17 protein-coding genes are annotated in these 14,700 nt (G+C 42.6%); all 17 read left to right on the plus strand.

From position 1 onward, the window contains the following. Positions 1 to 348: 348 nt before the first annotated feature. The 17 genes from H8B17_RS17405 to nuoK all read left to right on the plus strand — a co-directional run bounded on the left by H8B17_RS17405 (position 349) and on the right by nuoK (position 14,698). Complete coding sequence (locus H8B17_RS17405) at positions 349 to 1,182, plus strand: MotA/TolQ/ExbB proton channel family protein (protein WP_190310512.1); 834 nt, start codon at positions 349 to 351, stop codon at positions 1,180 to 1,182. A 187-nt stretch (positions 1,183 to 1,369) separates the two neighbouring features. Next, positions 1,370 to 2,020 (plus strand): ExbD/TolR family protein, encoded by a 651-nt coding sequence (locus H8B17_RS17410; RefSeq protein WP_190310513.1) that lies wholly within the window; start codon positions 1,370 to 1,372, stop codon positions 2,018 to 2,020. A gap of 19 nt (positions 2,021 to 2,039) precedes the next feature. Beyond that, a complete protein-coding gene (locus H8B17_RS17415) occupies positions 2,040 to 2,591 on the plus strand; it encodes an ExbD/TolR family protein (protein ID WP_190310514.1) in 552 nt (183 codons plus the stop codon). Between the two features lie 19 nt (positions 2,592 to 2,610). After that, entirely contained in the window at positions 2,611 to 3,486 is an 876-nt protein-coding gene (locus tag H8B17_RS17420; RefSeq protein ID WP_148918578.1) for an energy transducer TonB, read from the plus strand. Between the two features lie 253 nt (positions 3,487 to 3,739). Next, a complete protein-coding gene (locus tag H8B17_RS17425; RefSeq protein WP_190310515.1) occupies positions 3,740 to 4,699 on the plus strand; it encodes a PstS family phosphate ABC transporter substrate-binding protein in 960 nt (319 codons plus the stop codon). A gap of 143 nt (positions 4,700 to 4,842) precedes the next feature. Then, entirely contained in the window at positions 4,843 to 6,582 is a 1,740-nt protein-coding gene (locus tag H8B17_RS17430) for a tetratricopeptide repeat protein (RefSeq protein ID WP_190310516.1), read from the plus strand. Positions 6,583 to 6,685: 103 nt separating this feature from the next. Then, on the plus strand, positions 6,686 to 7,066 hold the full coding sequence (locus H8B17_RS17435) for an NADH-quinone oxidoreductase subunit A (protein WP_190310517.1): 381 nt from the start codon (positions 6,686 to 6,688) through the stop codon (positions 7,064 to 7,066). A gap of 21 nt (positions 7,067 to 7,087) precedes the next feature. Further along, entirely contained in the window at positions 7,088 to 7,642 is a 555-nt protein-coding gene (locus tag H8B17_RS17440; RefSeq protein WP_190310518.1) for an NADH-quinone oxidoreductase subunit B, read from the plus strand. Then, entirely contained in the window at positions 7,635 to 8,138 is a 504-nt protein-coding gene (locus tag H8B17_RS17445) for an NADH-quinone oxidoreductase subunit C (protein WP_190310519.1), read from the plus strand. Before H8B17_RS17440 ends, H8B17_RS17445 begins: the two co-directional genes overlap by 8 nt. An 18-nt stretch (positions 8,139 to 8,156) precedes the next feature. Then, positions 8,157 to 9,392, plus strand: a complete 1,236-nt coding sequence (locus tag H8B17_RS17450; protein ID WP_190310520.1) for an NADH-quinone oxidoreductase subunit D — start codon at positions 8,157 to 8,159, stop codon at positions 9,390 to 9,392. After that, positions 9,385 to 9,909 (plus strand): NADH-quinone oxidoreductase subunit NuoE family protein, encoded by a 525-nt coding sequence (locus tag H8B17_RS17455; protein ID WP_190310521.1) that lies wholly within the window; start codon positions 9,385 to 9,387, stop codon positions 9,907 to 9,909. The genes H8B17_RS17450 and H8B17_RS17455 overlap by 8 nt, the downstream gene beginning before the upstream one ends. A 2-nt stretch (positions 9,910 to 9,911) precedes the next feature. Then, a complete protein-coding gene (gene nuoF, locus H8B17_RS17460; protein WP_190310522.1) occupies positions 9,912 to 11,258 on the plus strand; it encodes an NADH-quinone oxidoreductase subunit NuoF in 1,347 nt (448 codons plus the stop codon). Positions 11,259 to 11,269: 11 nt separating this feature from the next. Then, positions 11,270 to 12,280: a 2Fe-2S iron-sulfur cluster-binding protein gene (locus H8B17_RS17465; protein WP_190310523.1), complete on the plus strand. Its 1,011-nt coding sequence runs from the start codon at positions 11,270 to 11,272 to the stop codon at positions 12,278 to 12,280. A gap of 13 nt (positions 12,281 to 12,293) precedes the next feature. After that, entirely contained in the window at positions 12,294 to 13,331 is a 1,038-nt protein-coding gene (gene nuoH, locus H8B17_RS17470; protein WP_190310524.1) for an NADH-quinone oxidoreductase subunit NuoH, read from the plus strand. A 4-nt stretch (positions 13,332 to 13,335) separates the two neighbouring features. Next, positions 13,336 to 13,860: a NuoI/complex I 23 kDa subunit family protein gene (locus tag H8B17_RS17475; protein WP_190310525.1), complete on the plus strand. Its 525-nt coding sequence runs from the start codon at positions 13,336 to 13,338 to the stop codon at positions 13,858 to 13,860. Positions 13,861 to 13,862: 2 nt separating this feature from the next. Next, positions 13,863 to 14,369, plus strand: a complete 507-nt coding sequence (locus H8B17_RS17480) for an NADH-quinone oxidoreductase subunit J family protein (protein WP_190310526.1) — start codon at positions 13,863 to 13,865, stop codon at positions 14,367 to 14,369. Then, entirely contained in the window at positions 14,369 to 14,698 is a 330-nt protein-coding gene (nuoK, locus tag H8B17_RS17485) for an NADH-quinone oxidoreductase subunit NuoK (protein WP_190310527.1), read from the plus strand. Before H8B17_RS17480 ends, nuoK begins: the two co-directional genes overlap by 1 nt. Positions 14,699 to 14,700 lie beyond the last annotated feature (2 nt).

The following is a 14,700-nucleotide window of genomic DNA, read 5'->3' on the forward strand; positions in this document are numbered from 1 at the left end:
GGTTAAAGATTCACTTTCTTTTTGTGAGTAAATACTTACTTATTTTTTGCTGTTAATGATTTTTTAATTTGCATAAACCAAAAAAAATGGTTTTCATTGTAAAATATTAGCGCGGTATTAACGTTAATCCGTATAGCTAATAAGCATATTGGGAAGGACACGGAACCGCTGATGGTTTACTAATATGTGACGCATTGAAAGATGTATAAATTAATGTCTAGAAAATTTTATTTTTAACACAAAATAGTATATTTGTTTTGCTTTATAGCAGAATAAGTGCTTTTGAATTGCACAAATTGAATTAAACATTAAATATTAAACAACAGTAAAAATCTAAAAATTAGTAAAATGGCAAACGCACCAAAAACTACTGCTCCTGCTAAAAAACAAGAAAGCGGAAATTCAGGTAATTTATTTGCGAGTTTAGCAATCATCATTTGTTTTGTGATTGGTATCGTCGTTTATAGATTTGTAATGGGAGATCCTTCAAACTTTATAGACGGCAATCGAGAAAATCAGCCTCTTCCTGGTAACTATTTAGGAATGATTTACCACGCGGGTGTCGTAGTACCTGTCCTTTTAGGTCTATTTTTAATGGTATGGGTATTCGCTGTAGAGCGTTTTATTGTTATCGGTAGAGCTTCCGGTACAGGTAATGTGGGTAACTTCGTAAGAAAAATCCAGACTTTAATCAACGGTGGTAGCATTGATTCCGCTATTTCAGAGTGTGACAAACAAAAAGGTTCGGTAGCAAACGTTGTAAAGGCTGGTCTATTGAAGTACAAAGATGTTTCAGCTAACGTTGATATGGATTCAGAAAAATCTGTCGTAGCGATCCAAAAGGAAATTGAGGAGACCACTGCATTAGAAATGCCGATGTTGGAAAAAAACATGAACGTTTTGGCGACATTGGTTTCTATTGGTACGTTGGTTGGTCTATTAGGGACAGTAACGGGTATGATTCGTGCATTCTCGGCTTTGGCAACAGGCGGTGCTCCAGATTCGGCGGCGTTAGCAAACGGTATCTCTGAGGCCCTAATCAACACGGCGACAGGTATCGCGACATCTACTTTTGCGATTGTGTTTTATAACATCTTAACTGCGAAAATAGATAAATTGACTTATTCTATTGATGAGGCTGGTTTTTCCATCGTACAAACGTACGCTGCAAACCACAAATAATAAATCAACTTTTTTCAAATTCTTTTATGGAATTTGTGAAGAGCATGCATCATAGACGTAAAGGAATAAGGATTAACTAAGGAAGTAAAGAAACCGCATGAGAAACCCTGAAAACTACAGGGGATCGATAAATAAAATGATCATGCAAGCTTTATTGCCTTTAAGAAGAAAATAAGCTAAATGAAAAATGGGTAAAGCAAAAGTAAAAAGAGCCAGTACCTCCATCGACATGACAGCGATGTGTGACGTATCGTTCTTGCTTCTTACATTCTTCGTATTAACGGCGACGGCGCGTCAACCTGAAGTGTTAGTGGTAGATACACCACAGTCGTCAAGTCCGGAAAAATTGCCGGATGATGGGTTGGGAATTATTTCGGTAGCAAACGGCAAAATATTCTTCGGTATGAAGAACCCCAATGTACGGGAACTCACGTTAAAGAATATATCGCAGAAATATAGTGTTAATTTTTCAGCGGAGGAATACGAGAAATTTAAGCAGTTGGAAGAGTTTGGCGTTCCTGTGCGGAATTTGCGTCAATTGCTTTCGTTGCCAAACGATCAGCGGACAGAGAGTATACAGCCGGGCATACCTGTAGATAGTACGGAGACAAACTCAAACGAGCTGTATTCCTGGGTACAGGAGGCACGTCGGGCAACGATCGAGTTCAACCGTTCACGCGAAGGCGAAAAAGGATATGTGGATCCAGGACCGATGAAAGTAGCGATCAAAGCGGATGCCGAAGAGAAATATCCGGCTATCAACTTGATTATCGAGACGCTACGTAACCAAAAACAAAACAAATTTAGTTTTGTGACCGGTTTGAGACAGGATAATTAAACGCATAAACGAGAAGAAAATGGCAGAATTAAATCAAGATAGTGGTAAAGGCAATAAAGGTGGTAAGGTAAGAGCCAAGAAAGCCGGTGGTAAGGTCGATTTGACCGCCATGGTAGACTTAGCCTTCTTACTGATTACCTTCTTTATGTTAACAACGTCACTAAATACCCCGCAGGCCATGGATGTGGCGATGCCTGATAAGAACAAGATGGATCAAAACGACAACCTGGAAATTGCAGATAATCGTTCCATCACACTTCTGTTGGGATCGGACAACAAAATCTCTTGGTATTATGGTCAATTGGCGAAACCGATCTACCCACCTACGACGATAGATTATGGTAAAGAAGGAATTCGTCAAGTATTGCTCAGAATGCAAAAAGAGGTGCCTCAGCGCGCAGGAGGTAAAGATTTGATTGTTGTAATCAGACCGAGCGAAAAATCTGTACAACGTAATCTCGTAGATGTTTTGGACGAGATGCGGATTGTGGATGTAAAACGCTACATGATTTCAAAAATCAATAGTGACGAAATAGAAGTGTTGAAAAGCGAAGGTCTTTTTAACGATTAATCGCATAATTAAGTAAAATATGTTTGGTTCTAAATTAGATATATTCAAAAAAGAATGGCTTGACGTCGTTTTTGCGAATAGAAATAAAGAGTATGGTGCCTACGACTTACGGAAGTTTGCTCCGAAAGCAACCAATGTGGCTCTATTTTCGATTGTCTCGATTGTTCTTGTTTTGAGTGCTCCAAAAATGTTTAACATTAAAGTATTTCCGGATAAACCAGTGGAAGAAGCTCCCGTGATAACGGAGGTGACACTGGAAGATTTGGATATACCGGAGCCTGAAGAAGAGGAAGAAGAACCACTTCCACAGGAGGAAGAACCACCTCAACGTATTGCACAGGAACCACCAGCAGAAGACTTGGTGCGCTTCCCGGAGCCGAAGGTGGTGCCTGAAAGTCAGGTGAAAGAGGAAGTGGTCTCGCAAGAGGAAATTAAAAAAGAAAATAAAACACCGGCACGTATTACCTTGAAGGGTACAAAGGGAGCATCGGGTGTGCCTACCGGAGAATTTGGTCCGAAAAAAGTCGAAGGACAGATTACAGGTAGTGCTACCGGCGATCCAGATGGTGGTGCTGACAAAATCTTTACTGCAGTAGAGGTGAATCCTGAACCTCATGGGGGCTTAAATGCCTTCCGGGAATGGGTTGGACGTAACTATAGCTACCCGCAAGGGGCTATTGACGCGGGTGTGAAAGGACAAGTTGTAGTTTCGTTTGTAGTAGAGCGTGACGGTAGTTTGACGGATATCAAAGTGGTGAAAGATTTATCATACGGTACCGGTACGGCAGCTGTGAATGTGTTGAAAAAAGCAAAACCTTGGAAGCCGGGTATTCAGAACGGTCGTCCTGTGCGTGTAGCTTACACATTGCCTATTACGTTGAACCTACAACAGTAAGCATGGGTTTGCGTAACAACACAAGGAAATTTAGTCAGAAATCGCCAACAAAGCGATTTCTGTCTATTTTGGGGCTGGCGATGTTTGCCTTCTATTTTATTCTGGGAGTCCTGATTATTTTTTGGGAGAAATTCCCTCTGGATATTGACCCCACATACAAGAACATGTTTGGCATTTTGCTCATTGTTTATTCGTTCTTTCGCTTTGCTCGGTTATGGCAGAATAATTTTTGAGGATAGGATTGGTTATTTTGATGAAAAAAATAGTTAACATATGCTTTTTAGCAATCTTGGTGACGAGCATGGTCGGGTGTTCGACTTGCTCCAGAACAGATAAAAAGCATTCCGCTGCCGATGAAGCGGGGGTAAGAGATGGATCAAAAGAGGATATTCTGGTCGGCGTGCTTAATTTGGTGGTAGATGAAACAGTTTTGCCGCTGGTCAAAGAACAGGAGGAGGTTTTTTTGTCGGCTTATCCGAATGCTAAATTGAATATTATTGCGCAGCCGGAACTGTTGGCAGTACGTGAATTGCTGTCAAACGAAGCTGCAGTAGGTGTGTTAGCTAGGGAACTTAATGAGGAGGAGAATGATTATTTTAAAAAGCGCTCGATTAAACCTCGTATCTTTTCCGTATGGACGGACGCAATTGTGGTGATCAATAATACTAAACTGGCAGATACGACCGTTACTATTTCGTACTTGGTTCAAGCGATGAAGGGAGAAAGTGCGGACCGGAGAAAGATCGTTTTCGATAATCTGAATTCGAGCACATTCCGACACTTGAAAGAGTTGGGTAAATTGGATAAGGTCGCTGGTAATTTTGTGGAGGTTCAAGATGGTAGTGAGAAGGTGTTGGAAGCAGTGGCAAATGATCCGAATAAAATTGGAATATTGGGATATAACGTATATTTAGATCTGATATCTTCGTTCCCAAATAAAAATAATATTCGTATCTTGAGCGTCCAAAATACGGTGGGCGAGGGGGCGGATAATAAATATTATAAGCCCAGTCAGTCGACAATTGCTGCGGAGCAGTATCCGTTGCGACGTATGTTTTACGTGCAGAACTATCAGCCTAATTTAGGACTGGGGATAGGATTTTCGGCGTTTTTGACAGGGGATCGAGGGCAACGCATCGTTTTGAAATCTGGTTTAGTGCCGGCTACGATGCCTGGGCGCGACATTATAATAAGGGATGATATTTCTTTGTAATATTTGAACATAAGTACATATAGATAGTCAAAATAGAAAATGCGAGCGGAACAAAAAAATCGTGGAATTCGTTTAGATTTGCGATTTTTCCTGTTAAATTCGTGTATCGTTAGTAAAAAAGGAAAAAAGAACACAAATAGATTATGACAAAAAGCAAATTATTTTTAAGTCTATTATTGGCGGGAACAATAGGTTCTGTGAGTGCACAGAGCTTAAAAGATGCGAAGGCCGCTATAGCGGAAGAGAAATATGATGAAGCCAAAGGTATGCTTCAGAATTTAGTAGAAAAAAAGGCGAGAGATGGAGAGAATTGGTTTTATCTTGGTCAAATCCATTTGATCAATGATAAAGTCGATTCAGCTGCTTATGCGTTCAACCAAGGCGTAACCAACGCACCTAAGGAAAAGTTGAACAATGTGGGGTTGGGTATTGTTGACCTCATGAAAGGCGACAAAGCAGCGGCTGAAACGAAATTTTCGACGGCTGTTTCTGATCTCGGCAGAAAGGACTATTTGCCTTTGCTGTATGTTGGGCAAGCTTATATTAAAGCGCCAGAGCCGGATTATACAAAAGCAATTGAGTATTTGACACAGGCGAAAGAAAAAAATCAAAAGGATCCGGATATATTGATTGCCTTAGGTGATGCGTATGCGGGTATGGGCGAAAGTAGCCAAGCGTTTGTAAGTTACCGCGACGCGGAATATCTTGATGAGAGTTTGCTAGCCCCAAAAATTGGACAGGCATTGATCTCGAGACGGGCACAGGCGTATGATGTGGTCATCGAGTCGTTGACGAAGCTCTCGAGTGAGAACCCGGATTATGCTCCGCTATACCGTGAGCTTGCAGAAACGTATTATTTGTCGTCGTTAAAAGCGCCAGAGGATGACTATCGTGAAATCAACCAGAAAGCCTTGGAATTTTATCAAAAATACCTAAGCTTAACGGGAGATGCTACCGTAGAGGCGAAAACGCGTTACGCTGACTTCTTGGTGTATTCTGGTAACTATGAAGAATTGAAGACTGTTGCTGAAGAACTGGCGAATATGCCGGGTGTAGATGCTAAGGTTTACCGTTATTTGGGTTATATTGCCTATAACCAAGATAAGGATTACGCGAAAGCTGCTGAGAATATGAATATCTTATTCGAAAAAGTACAACCGGAACGTTTGATCCCGCGTGACTATTTGTACGCTGGTTTGGCGAACTTGAGTGCGGGTGATACCACAAAAGGCGAGGAGTTGTTAAAACAAGCGGTGGAGAAGCAAACGGCGGAAGACAATTTGGAAACAGAGATTGCGGAAACTGCATTCGCTAAATATCAAGATGGTGAGGTCGAAGAAGCGGTTAAAATTTTCCGTATACCGGCTGCGCAGGATTCGTCTGATTATTACTATGATGCGAACTATTTCATAGGTCTTGGTCAATATACTAAGGGATCGAAATTGGTGTCGCCAGCAGAAGGCGAAGAAATAACACCGGAATTGGGTGTGCAGAAAATAGCAGCGGCTAAACCGATACTCGATGAGGCGATAAAGTCGTTCGGTATTGTTATTTCAACAGATAAAGAGGATGTGAAAAAGAAATATTTGGTAAATTCATTATATTACAAAGGTTTATCTGAACTGGCGTTAGACGGGGTGATGTATGATCCTGAAAATGCGAAAGGACTTTTTGTAGATTCTTTTACCAGATTGTTGCAAGAAGTGCAGAACACCGAGGTGCCTGAAACGACGGTGAATTCTTACATTGTAGATGCAAATAACTATTTAGGTTACTTCTATTATTTGAAGGGCGAAACGGAAAAAGCGAAAGCACATTTTCAAGAAACTATTAAGGTGAGTCCGGAAGACGAATTCGCTGGGCAATTCGTTGATCAGCTGTAATTTAGAATCATAACAAATAAGAGAGGGGCTGTGTACAGCCCCTTTTTTTGTGGTGAAAAAATGATATATTTGTTAAAAAGAGAACAAAACTAGGAACTGAAATATGGAAAGCGTAACCTTAGAAAGTACTCCTGTAGATTATATTCCCATTCTGATACAATTGGGCGTTGCCGTGGCATTTGGTGTATTGACAATTATCGGTACGCATTTGATTGGGCCGAAGGTTCGTACGGAAAATAAATTGGGTGCTTTCGAATCTGGTGTGGAGGTAATCGGTAACGCGAGACAACCTTTTTCCGTCAAGTATTTTATGGCCGCCATCTTATTTGTCGTTTTCGATGTGGAGGTTATTTTTATGTATCCTTGGGCGGTTAATTTTAGAGAAATGGGAATGGATGGTCTTTGGAAAATGGGAATTTTCCTCGGGATTGTCATTCTCGGTTTGGTGTACGAGGTGAAACGCGGAGCGCTGGATTGGGATTAATGCAACAATAACAGAAAAATCATGAGTAAAGTCACATTGGCGGAAGCGCCTCCGGGCGTAGAGGGAGCTGGATTTTTTGCGACATCTTTAGACAAAGTGATCGGTTTGGCTAGGGCAAATTCCCTATGGCCACTTCCGTTTGCAACATCTTGCTGTGGAATTGAATTTATGGCCACTATGGGATCGACATACGATTTGGCCCGTTTTGGTGCAGAACGACCAAGCTTCTCCCCCAGACAAGCTGACATGCTGTTGGTGATGGGGACGATAGCAAAAAAAATGGCGCCGGTCTTAAAACAGGTGTATACACAGATGGCGGAACCTCGTTGGGTTATTGCTGTCGGAGCTTGTGCCTCTAGTGGAGGGATTTTTGATACCTATTCGGTATTGCAGGGGATCGATGAGATTATTCCTGTGGATGTATATGTTCCCGGGTGCCCGCCGCGTCCAGAAGCGATATTGGACGGGGTGCTGAAATTACAGGAAATTGTGAAGAGTGAATCTTTGAACCGTCGGAATACGCCGGAATATAAGGCATTGTTGGAAAAATATGGAATAGTGACAGATAATGGATAAGCTGGATAATCAAATCGTAATAAATCGACTGCAGGAACAGTTTGCGGAGCAGGTACGTGTCGTATCGGATCCGCACGGTTTACTGACCGTGGCGACAGAAGCAACGACTATTTTGGATTTGCTTGCTTTTGTTAAGGAGGATGAACAGTTACGTTTTAATTACTTGACTGATATTACGGCTGTGCATTATCCAAATGATGAACGGGATTTTTGCGTGGTGTATCATGTGCATAATTTGCTTCATAATGTGCGTCTACGAATAAAGGTATTTATCAATGGACCTGTGCCGACGATCCCTTCCGCGACTACATTATGGAATGGAGCTAACTGGATGGAACGCGAAACGTTTGATTTTTTTGGAGTCGTGTTTGAAGGACACCCTGATTTAAGACGTATTCTGAACATGGACGAATTGGAGGTGTTTCCGATGCGTAAGGAATATCCGCTGGAGGATCCTAATCGAGTGGATAAGAAAGATTTTTATTTTGGACGTTAAATCCTAAAGAAGACAAAAATGAGTAAACCGATAACCAAGATAACACCAAATGCAGCCGTATTCTTTGATAACGATCCACAAGATGAGTTAACTACCCTTAATATTGGACCGACACACCCGGCTACACATGGAGTTTTTCAAAATGTAGTGCAGATTGATGGAGAACGTATTGTGAGCGGTGTCTCTACGATAGGCTATATCCATCGAGCTTTTGAAAAAATTGCAGAACACCGTCCTTTTTATCAGATAACGCCGTTGACGGATAGGCTGAACTACTGCTCGTCTCCGATAAATAATATGGGTTGGCACATGACAGTGGAGAAGTTGCTGGACATTGAGCTGCCGAAGCGGGTGCAATATATGCGCGTTATCGTGATGGAATTGGCACGTATAGCGGACCATATCATCTGTAATGGCATCTTAGGCGTGGATACGGGAGCTTTTTCGGGATTCCTCTATGTGATGCAGGAACGGGAATTTATATACGAAATTTTCGAAGAAATTTGTGGCGCACGTCTGACGACTAACATTGGACGTATTGGGGGATTTGAGCGTGATTTTAATGAGATTGCTTTTCATAAAATTGAAGAGTTTTTAAAACGTTTTCCGCCGGTGTTGAAGGAATTTGAAAATCTGTTTGTCCGTAACCGGATATTTATTGAACGGACATCGGGTGTCGCGGCGGTTACACCGGAAGACGCCTTAAACTACAGTTGGTCGGGGCCTATTCTCCGGGCTACGGGGGTGGATTATGATGTGCGTTCTACAGCGCCGTATTCATCGTATGAAGAATTTGACTTTGACGTTCCGGTGGGAGCAAACGGAGATGTATATGATCGTTTCATGGTACGCAATGAGGAGATGTGGCAATCATTGCGCATTATAGAACAGGCATTGGAAAAAATAAAAAAAGAACCCGCGGGTGTATTTCATGCTGATGTGCCGGAGTTTTATTTGCCGCCGAAAGAGCAGGTATATACGAATATGGAAGCGCTTATTTATCATTTTAAAATTGTGATGGGCGAATGGGAAACACCAAAATCTGAAGTGTACCATGCGGTGGAGGGTGGTAATGGTGAATTGGGATTCTACCTTATCCATGATGGAGGGCGCACACCTTATCGTTTGCACTTTAGGAGGCCATCTTTTATCAATTACCAGATGTTTGCACCGATGAGTAGTGGGATGCTTATTTCTGATGCGATTATTAATATGAGTAGTTTAAACGTTATTGCTGGAGAATTAGATGCTTAGTGTTAAAGAAAATATGGTCGTGGAGTTTAGTGCGCCTCTTTTGGAAAAGTTTGCAGAAGTGGTTACGCGCTATCCAGATGGTCGACAGAAATCTGCACTTTTACCAATCTTACACTTGGTGCAGGCCGAATATGGATGGCTGAGTGTGGACGCGATGGATAAAGTTGCGGCTTATTTGAATATAAGACCTATAGAGGTGTACGAAGTTGCTACATTTTATACGATGTTTTTTCTGGAGCCGAAAGGAAAATATGTGTTAGAGATTTGTCGTACAGGGCCATGTTGCTTGGTAGGAGCTGAACGCATTATGCAGCATATAGAAAATAAATTGGGCGTGAAAGAGGGGGAGGTAACAACGGATGGTTTGTTCTCGTGGAGGGGAGTGGAGTGTATGGCAGCCTGTGGTTTCGGCCCAGTTTTGCAAATTGGCCCGGAGTACACGTTTTATGAAAACCTGACAGAAGGAAAAGTGGATCAGTTGATCGATGAATTGAAGCAAAAAGCACAAACGAAATAAGTATGGCACGTAAGTTATTGTTGGCGCATATTGATGTTCCTGGTATCCATACTTTTGATGTGTATCGTCAAAAGGGGGGGTATCGTGCGGTAGAAAAGGCACTTAAATCAATGTCGCCCGACGATGTGGTGGAGGAAGTGAAGAAATCTGGGCTTCGTGGACGGGGGGGCGCCGGATTCCCGACCGGAATGAAGTGGGGGTTTCTGGCTAAACCGGAAGGTGTTCCACGTTATTTGGTCTGCAATGGAGACGAATCGGAACCGGGGACATTTAAGGATCGATTTCTAATGACCTATATTCCGCACTTACTGATAGAGGGGATGATCGTCTCTAGTTACGCATTAGGTGCGCATACGTCCTATATTTATATTCGGGGGGAAATGATGCCGCAGATTCGCATTGTGGAAAAAGCGATTGCGGAAGCAAAAGCCGCGGGCTTTTTAGGCAAGAATATATTAGGGACAGGTTATGATTTAGAAATACATGTTCAACCTGGAGGGGGCGCTTATATTTGTGGGGAAGAGACAGCTTTGTTGGAATCGCTCGAGGGCGAAAGAGGTAATCCGCGAATTAAACCGCCGTTTCCTGCGGTCGCAGGGTTGTACGGTTGCCCAACGGTGGTGAACAACGTGGAGTCGATCGCGGCAACTGTGCCGATTGTAAATGATGGTGGAGAAGAATATGCGAAAATTGGAATAGAACGCAGTACAGGGACGAAGTTGATATCCGCAGGGGGCAATTTAGTGCGTCCCGGCGTATATGAAATTGAAATGGGCTTATCCATGGAAGAGTTTATCTATTCTGAGGAATATTGCGGTGGTATAGCGAATGGTAGACGCTTGAAGGCGGTGGTTGCGGGAGGTTCATCGGTACCAATTTTACCGACCCATCTTGCGTTGAAAACAGCAAAAGGAGAACCTCGATTAATGACGTATGAGTCGTTGGCAGATGGTGGTTTTGTAACGGGTACGGCGATGGGTTCGGGTGGATTCATTGCCTTTGACGAGGATCAATGTATCGTGCGTAACACCTTGAATTTTACCCGTTTTTATCACCACGAAAGTTGCGGGCAATGCTCTCCGTGTCGGGAGGGGACGGGTTGGATGGAGAAGGTATTACATAAAATCGAATATGGATATGGAGACATGTCGGATATTGACTTGTTATGGGATATCCAGAAGAATATTGATGGAAATACCATCTGTCCGTTAGGTGATGCAGCGGCTTGGCCGGTAGCAAGTGCCATACGTCATTTCCGAGAGGAATTTGAGTGGCATATACTCCAACCTGAAGAAGCGCAAACAAGAAATTTTGGATTGGTGAGCGAAGGGGTAATGAATCCCGAATAACGAAATAAATAATGGCAGACGAAAAATTTAAGATAACGATAGACGGGATTCCGGTCGAAGTAGCGCCGGGAACGACGATATTGAACGCGGCGCGTCAGATCGGCGGGGATATTGTCCCCCCTGCTATGTGCTACTACTCGACGTTGGAAGGTAGTGGTGGAAAATGCCGTACGTGTTTGGTTAAGGTGTCCAAAGGTTCAGAGAAGGATCCCCGCCCGATGCCGAAACTGGTTGCTTCTTGTAGAACGACCGTGATGGATGGAATGGAGGTACAGAATATCACTTCACCAGATGTGTTGGACGCACGTAAAGGCGTGGTGGAAATGTTGTTGATTAACCATCCTTTGGACTGCCCTGTTTGTGATCAGGCGGGAGAATGTAAACTACAGGATTTGAGTTACGAACACGGTTTAGCTGAAACGCGCTATGCGTTTAAACGCCGCACGTTTGAGCGCATAGATATTGGTGATAAGATACAGCTGCATATGAATCGTTGTATTTTATGCTATCGCTGTGTGTTCGTAGCAGATCAGTTGACGGAAAAACGGGAACACGGTATCATCCATCGGGGGGACCATGCGGAAATATCGACCTTTATCGAAAATGCGTTGGATAGCGATTTTATTGGGAATGTGATTGACGTATGTCCTGTGGGTGCCTTGACGGATAAAACATTCCGTTTTAAAAGTCGGGTGTGGTTCTCTAAGCCGGTAGATGCGCACCGTGATTGTCCTACTTGTTCGGGAAAAGTCACGTTATGGTATAAAGGAGAAGAGGTGTTGCGTGTGACAGGCCGTAAAGATGAATATAATGAGGTGAAAGAATTTATCTGCGATACTTGTCGTTTTGAGAAAAAGAAAACAGCTGACTGGGTATTGGAGGAACCTACTCCGGTTAGTAAGCAATCCGTCATCGACGCGAATCACTATGGTATCTTTAATCCGCCACCGGTGATCAAAGAAAATACGCGCTTGCAAGAAGCGAATGAAGAGCAGTTGGCGAGAACGGAACGTTTAAAATAAGCAAAGGAAACACATGGAAGGAGCTTTTATTTTAGAAAAATTGATTTTGGTCGTGATTGTTTTTACGATTTCCTTGGTGATAGCGATGTACTCGACCTTGGCAGAACGTAAAATAGCTGGCTTTATGCAGGATCGTTATGGACCAGACCGGGCTGGATTCGGCGGGATTTTACAACCCCTTTGTGACGGTGGAAAGTTCTTTTTTAAAGAAGAAATTATTCCTGCGGGGGCACATAAACCTCTTTTTATTCTAGGACCTACTTTGGCTATTATCACAGCATGTATTAGCTCGGCTGTCATTCCGTGGGGACAGACGCTGAGTATAGGTGGGCGTGAGGTAGTTTTGCAGGTAGCTGATATCAACGTAGGTGTTCTGTATATCTTTGGTGTTGTTGCTTTGGGCGTATACGGTATTATGCTTGGTGGTTGGGCGTCAAATAACAAATTCTCGTTAATGGGGGCGGTACGTGCGGCTTCACAAAGTATTAGCTACGAAATTCCGATGGGGCTTTCTATCATTGCATTATTGATGGTGAGTGGGACCTTATCTATGGGAGATATCGTCGCTCAACAGTCGGGGTTTGTTAATTGGAATATTTGGGTTCAGCCGTTAGGCTTCTTGATTTTCATGATATGTGCGTTTGCCGAATGTAATCGGGTGCCATTTGACTTACCGGAGTGCGAGACGGAGCTTATCGGGGGATATCATACCGAATATTCGTCGATGAAACTCGGCTTATATATGTTTTCAGAGTATATCAATATGTTCGTTTCGTCTGCACTGATGGCGGCTTTGTACTTCGGTGGATATAACTTTCCTTTTATGTACGAGTTAGGGCTATCGCAAAACTGGATTACGATTATTGGTGTATTGGTTTTCTTCCTTAAAATCTTTGGGTTTATCTTCTTCTTCATGTGGGTACGATGGACATTGCCACGTTTCCGGTATGATCAGTTGATGGGGCTGGGATGGAAGATATTAATTCCGCTGGCGATAGCGAATATTGTCTTGACGGCTGTGGTAATTGTGGTGAAAGATACTTATTTTTAAGACTATGCAATCTTTATCAAATAGAAAGAAAGTTATTGAGCAGAAACCCATGAATTTTTGGGAACGTATGTATCTGCCTGCTATTGCCAAGGGATTGGGTATTACGATACGACATTTTTTTAAGAAAATCCCTACGGTGAAATATCCAGAGGAACAACGACCTTATTCGAAGAATTTTCGAGGGCTGCACTCGTTAAAGCGCGATGAAGAGGGACGTGAACGCTGTACAGCCTGTGGCTTATGTGCACTTTCTTGTCCGGCGGAGGCTATTACAATGATAGCTGCGGAGCGAACAAAGGAGGAAGAGAACCTGTACCGTGAGGAAAAATATGCGGCAGTATATGAAATCAATATGCTACGTTGTATTTTTTGTGGTTTATGTGAGGAGGCTTGTCCAAAAGAGGCAATTTATCTGGACGGTCCCCACGTGACGGCAGATTATTTAAGAAAGGATTTTATTTACGGGAAAGACAAATTGGTCGAGCCGGTATTTGACATTACGAAACTAAACCCGGAAAAAACAAACTAACCATGTCCCTATTTTATTTTGTAGCTTTTGTGGCTATTTTTTTCGCGTTGATGACGATCTTTACCAAAAATCCGGTACATAGCGTGTTGTATTTGGTTGTGACGTTTTTTACGCTGACGGTTCATTATATTCTATTGAATGCGCAATTTCTGGCTGTGGTCAATTTTATCGTGTATATGGGAGCGATAATGGTGCTCTTTTTATTTGTTCTTATGCTGTTGAATCTTAATGAGGATACGGAACCGATGAAGTCCAATCTGGTGAAGATTATGGGGGTTATAGCGGGGATGTGTTTGTTTGCGACGCTCTTAGGAGCTTTTCGTGTAATCGAACCTTCCAACGAGATTGTAAGTGGAAATACGGATATAGGACTCGTGAAACATTTAGGGAACGTGCTGTTTAATGAGTTTTTGTTGCCTTTTGAGATTTCAGCGATTTTATTGTTGATCGCCATGATCGGAGCGGTACTATTGGCTAAAAAGGAAGTTAAAGAGATTAAAAAAGTATAATGGAGAATATTGTAACGCAGATTCAGGGTGTTCCGCTCAACCACTACATTATTTTTTGTAGTATTATGTTCGCTATCGGTGTTACGGGCGTACTTATCCGTCGGAATGTAATTATCATTATGATGTCTATAGAATTGATGCTGAATGCTGTCAATTTATTGTTAGCGGCTTTTTCTGCCTATCGGGGCGATCCGACAGGACAGGTATTCGTATTTTTCATCATGGCGTTAGCAGCAGCGGAGGTGGCTGTAGGATTGGCGATTATCATTATGGTGTACCGAAATACGAAGTCGGTGGATATTGAATCGTTGAGTAAATTGCGTTGGTAATT

Origin of the sequence: Sphingobacterium arenae, from assembly GCF_014692505.1 — a bacterium.
Taxonomy (GTDB): domain Bacteria; phylum Bacteroidota; class Bacteroidia; order Sphingobacteriales; family Sphingobacteriaceae; genus Sphingobacterium; species Sphingobacterium arenae.

Coding starts and splice junctions, on each gene's coding strand:
- H8B17_RS17405 (WP_190310512.1), top strand. CDS start 349: ATGGCAAACGCACCAAAAACTACTGCTCCTGCTAAAAAACAAGAAAGC.
- H8B17_RS17410 (WP_190310513.1), top strand. CDS start 1,370: ATGGGTAAAGCAAAAGTAAAAAGAGCCAGTACCTCCATCGACATGACA.
- H8B17_RS17415 (WP_190310514.1), top strand. CDS start 2,040: ATGGCAGAATTAAATCAAGATAGTGGTAAAGGCAATAAAGGTGGTAAG.
- H8B17_RS17420 (WP_148918578.1), top strand. CDS start 2,611: ATGTTTGGTTCTAAATTAGATATATTCAAAAAAGAATGGCTTGACGTC.
- H8B17_RS17425 (WP_190310515.1), top strand. CDS start 3,740: ATGAAAAAAATAGTTAACATATGCTTTTTAGCAATCTTGGTGACGAGC.
- H8B17_RS17430 (WP_190310516.1), top strand. CDS start 4,843: ATGACAAAAAGCAAATTATTTTTAAGTCTATTATTGGCGGGAACAATA.
- H8B17_RS17435 (WP_190310517.1), top strand. CDS start 6,686: ATGGAAAGCGTAACCTTAGAAAGTACTCCTGTAGATTATATTCCCATT.
- H8B17_RS17440 (WP_190310518.1), top strand. CDS start 7,088: ATGAGTAAAGTCACATTGGCGGAAGCGCCTCCGGGCGTAGAGGGAGCT.
- H8B17_RS17445 (WP_190310519.1), top strand. CDS start 7,635: ATGGATAAGCTGGATAATCAAATCGTAATAAATCGACTGCAGGAACAG.
- H8B17_RS17450 (WP_190310520.1), top strand. CDS start 8,157: ATGAGTAAACCGATAACCAAGATAACACCAAATGCAGCCGTATTCTTT.
- H8B17_RS17455 (WP_190310521.1), top strand. CDS start 9,385: ATGCTTAGTGTTAAAGAAAATATGGTCGTGGAGTTTAGTGCGCCTCTT.
- nuoF (WP_190310522.1), top strand. CDS start 9,912: ATGGCACGTAAGTTATTGTTGGCGCATATTGATGTTCCTGGTATCCAT.
- H8B17_RS17465 (WP_190310523.1), top strand. CDS start 11,270: ATGGCAGACGAAAAATTTAAGATAACGATAGACGGGATTCCGGTCGAA.
- nuoH (WP_190310524.1), top strand. CDS start 12,294: ATGGAAGGAGCTTTTATTTTAGAAAAATTGATTTTGGTCGTGATTGTT.
- H8B17_RS17475 (WP_190310525.1), top strand. CDS start 13,336: ATGCAATCTTTATCAAATAGAAAGAAAGTTATTGAGCAGAAACCCATG.
- H8B17_RS17480 (WP_190310526.1), top strand. CDS start 13,863: ATGTCCCTATTTTATTTTGTAGCTTTTGTGGCTATTTTTTTCGCGTTG.
- nuoK (WP_190310527.1), top strand. CDS start 14,369: ATGGAGAATATTGTAACGCAGATTCAGGGTGTTCCGCTCAACCACTAC.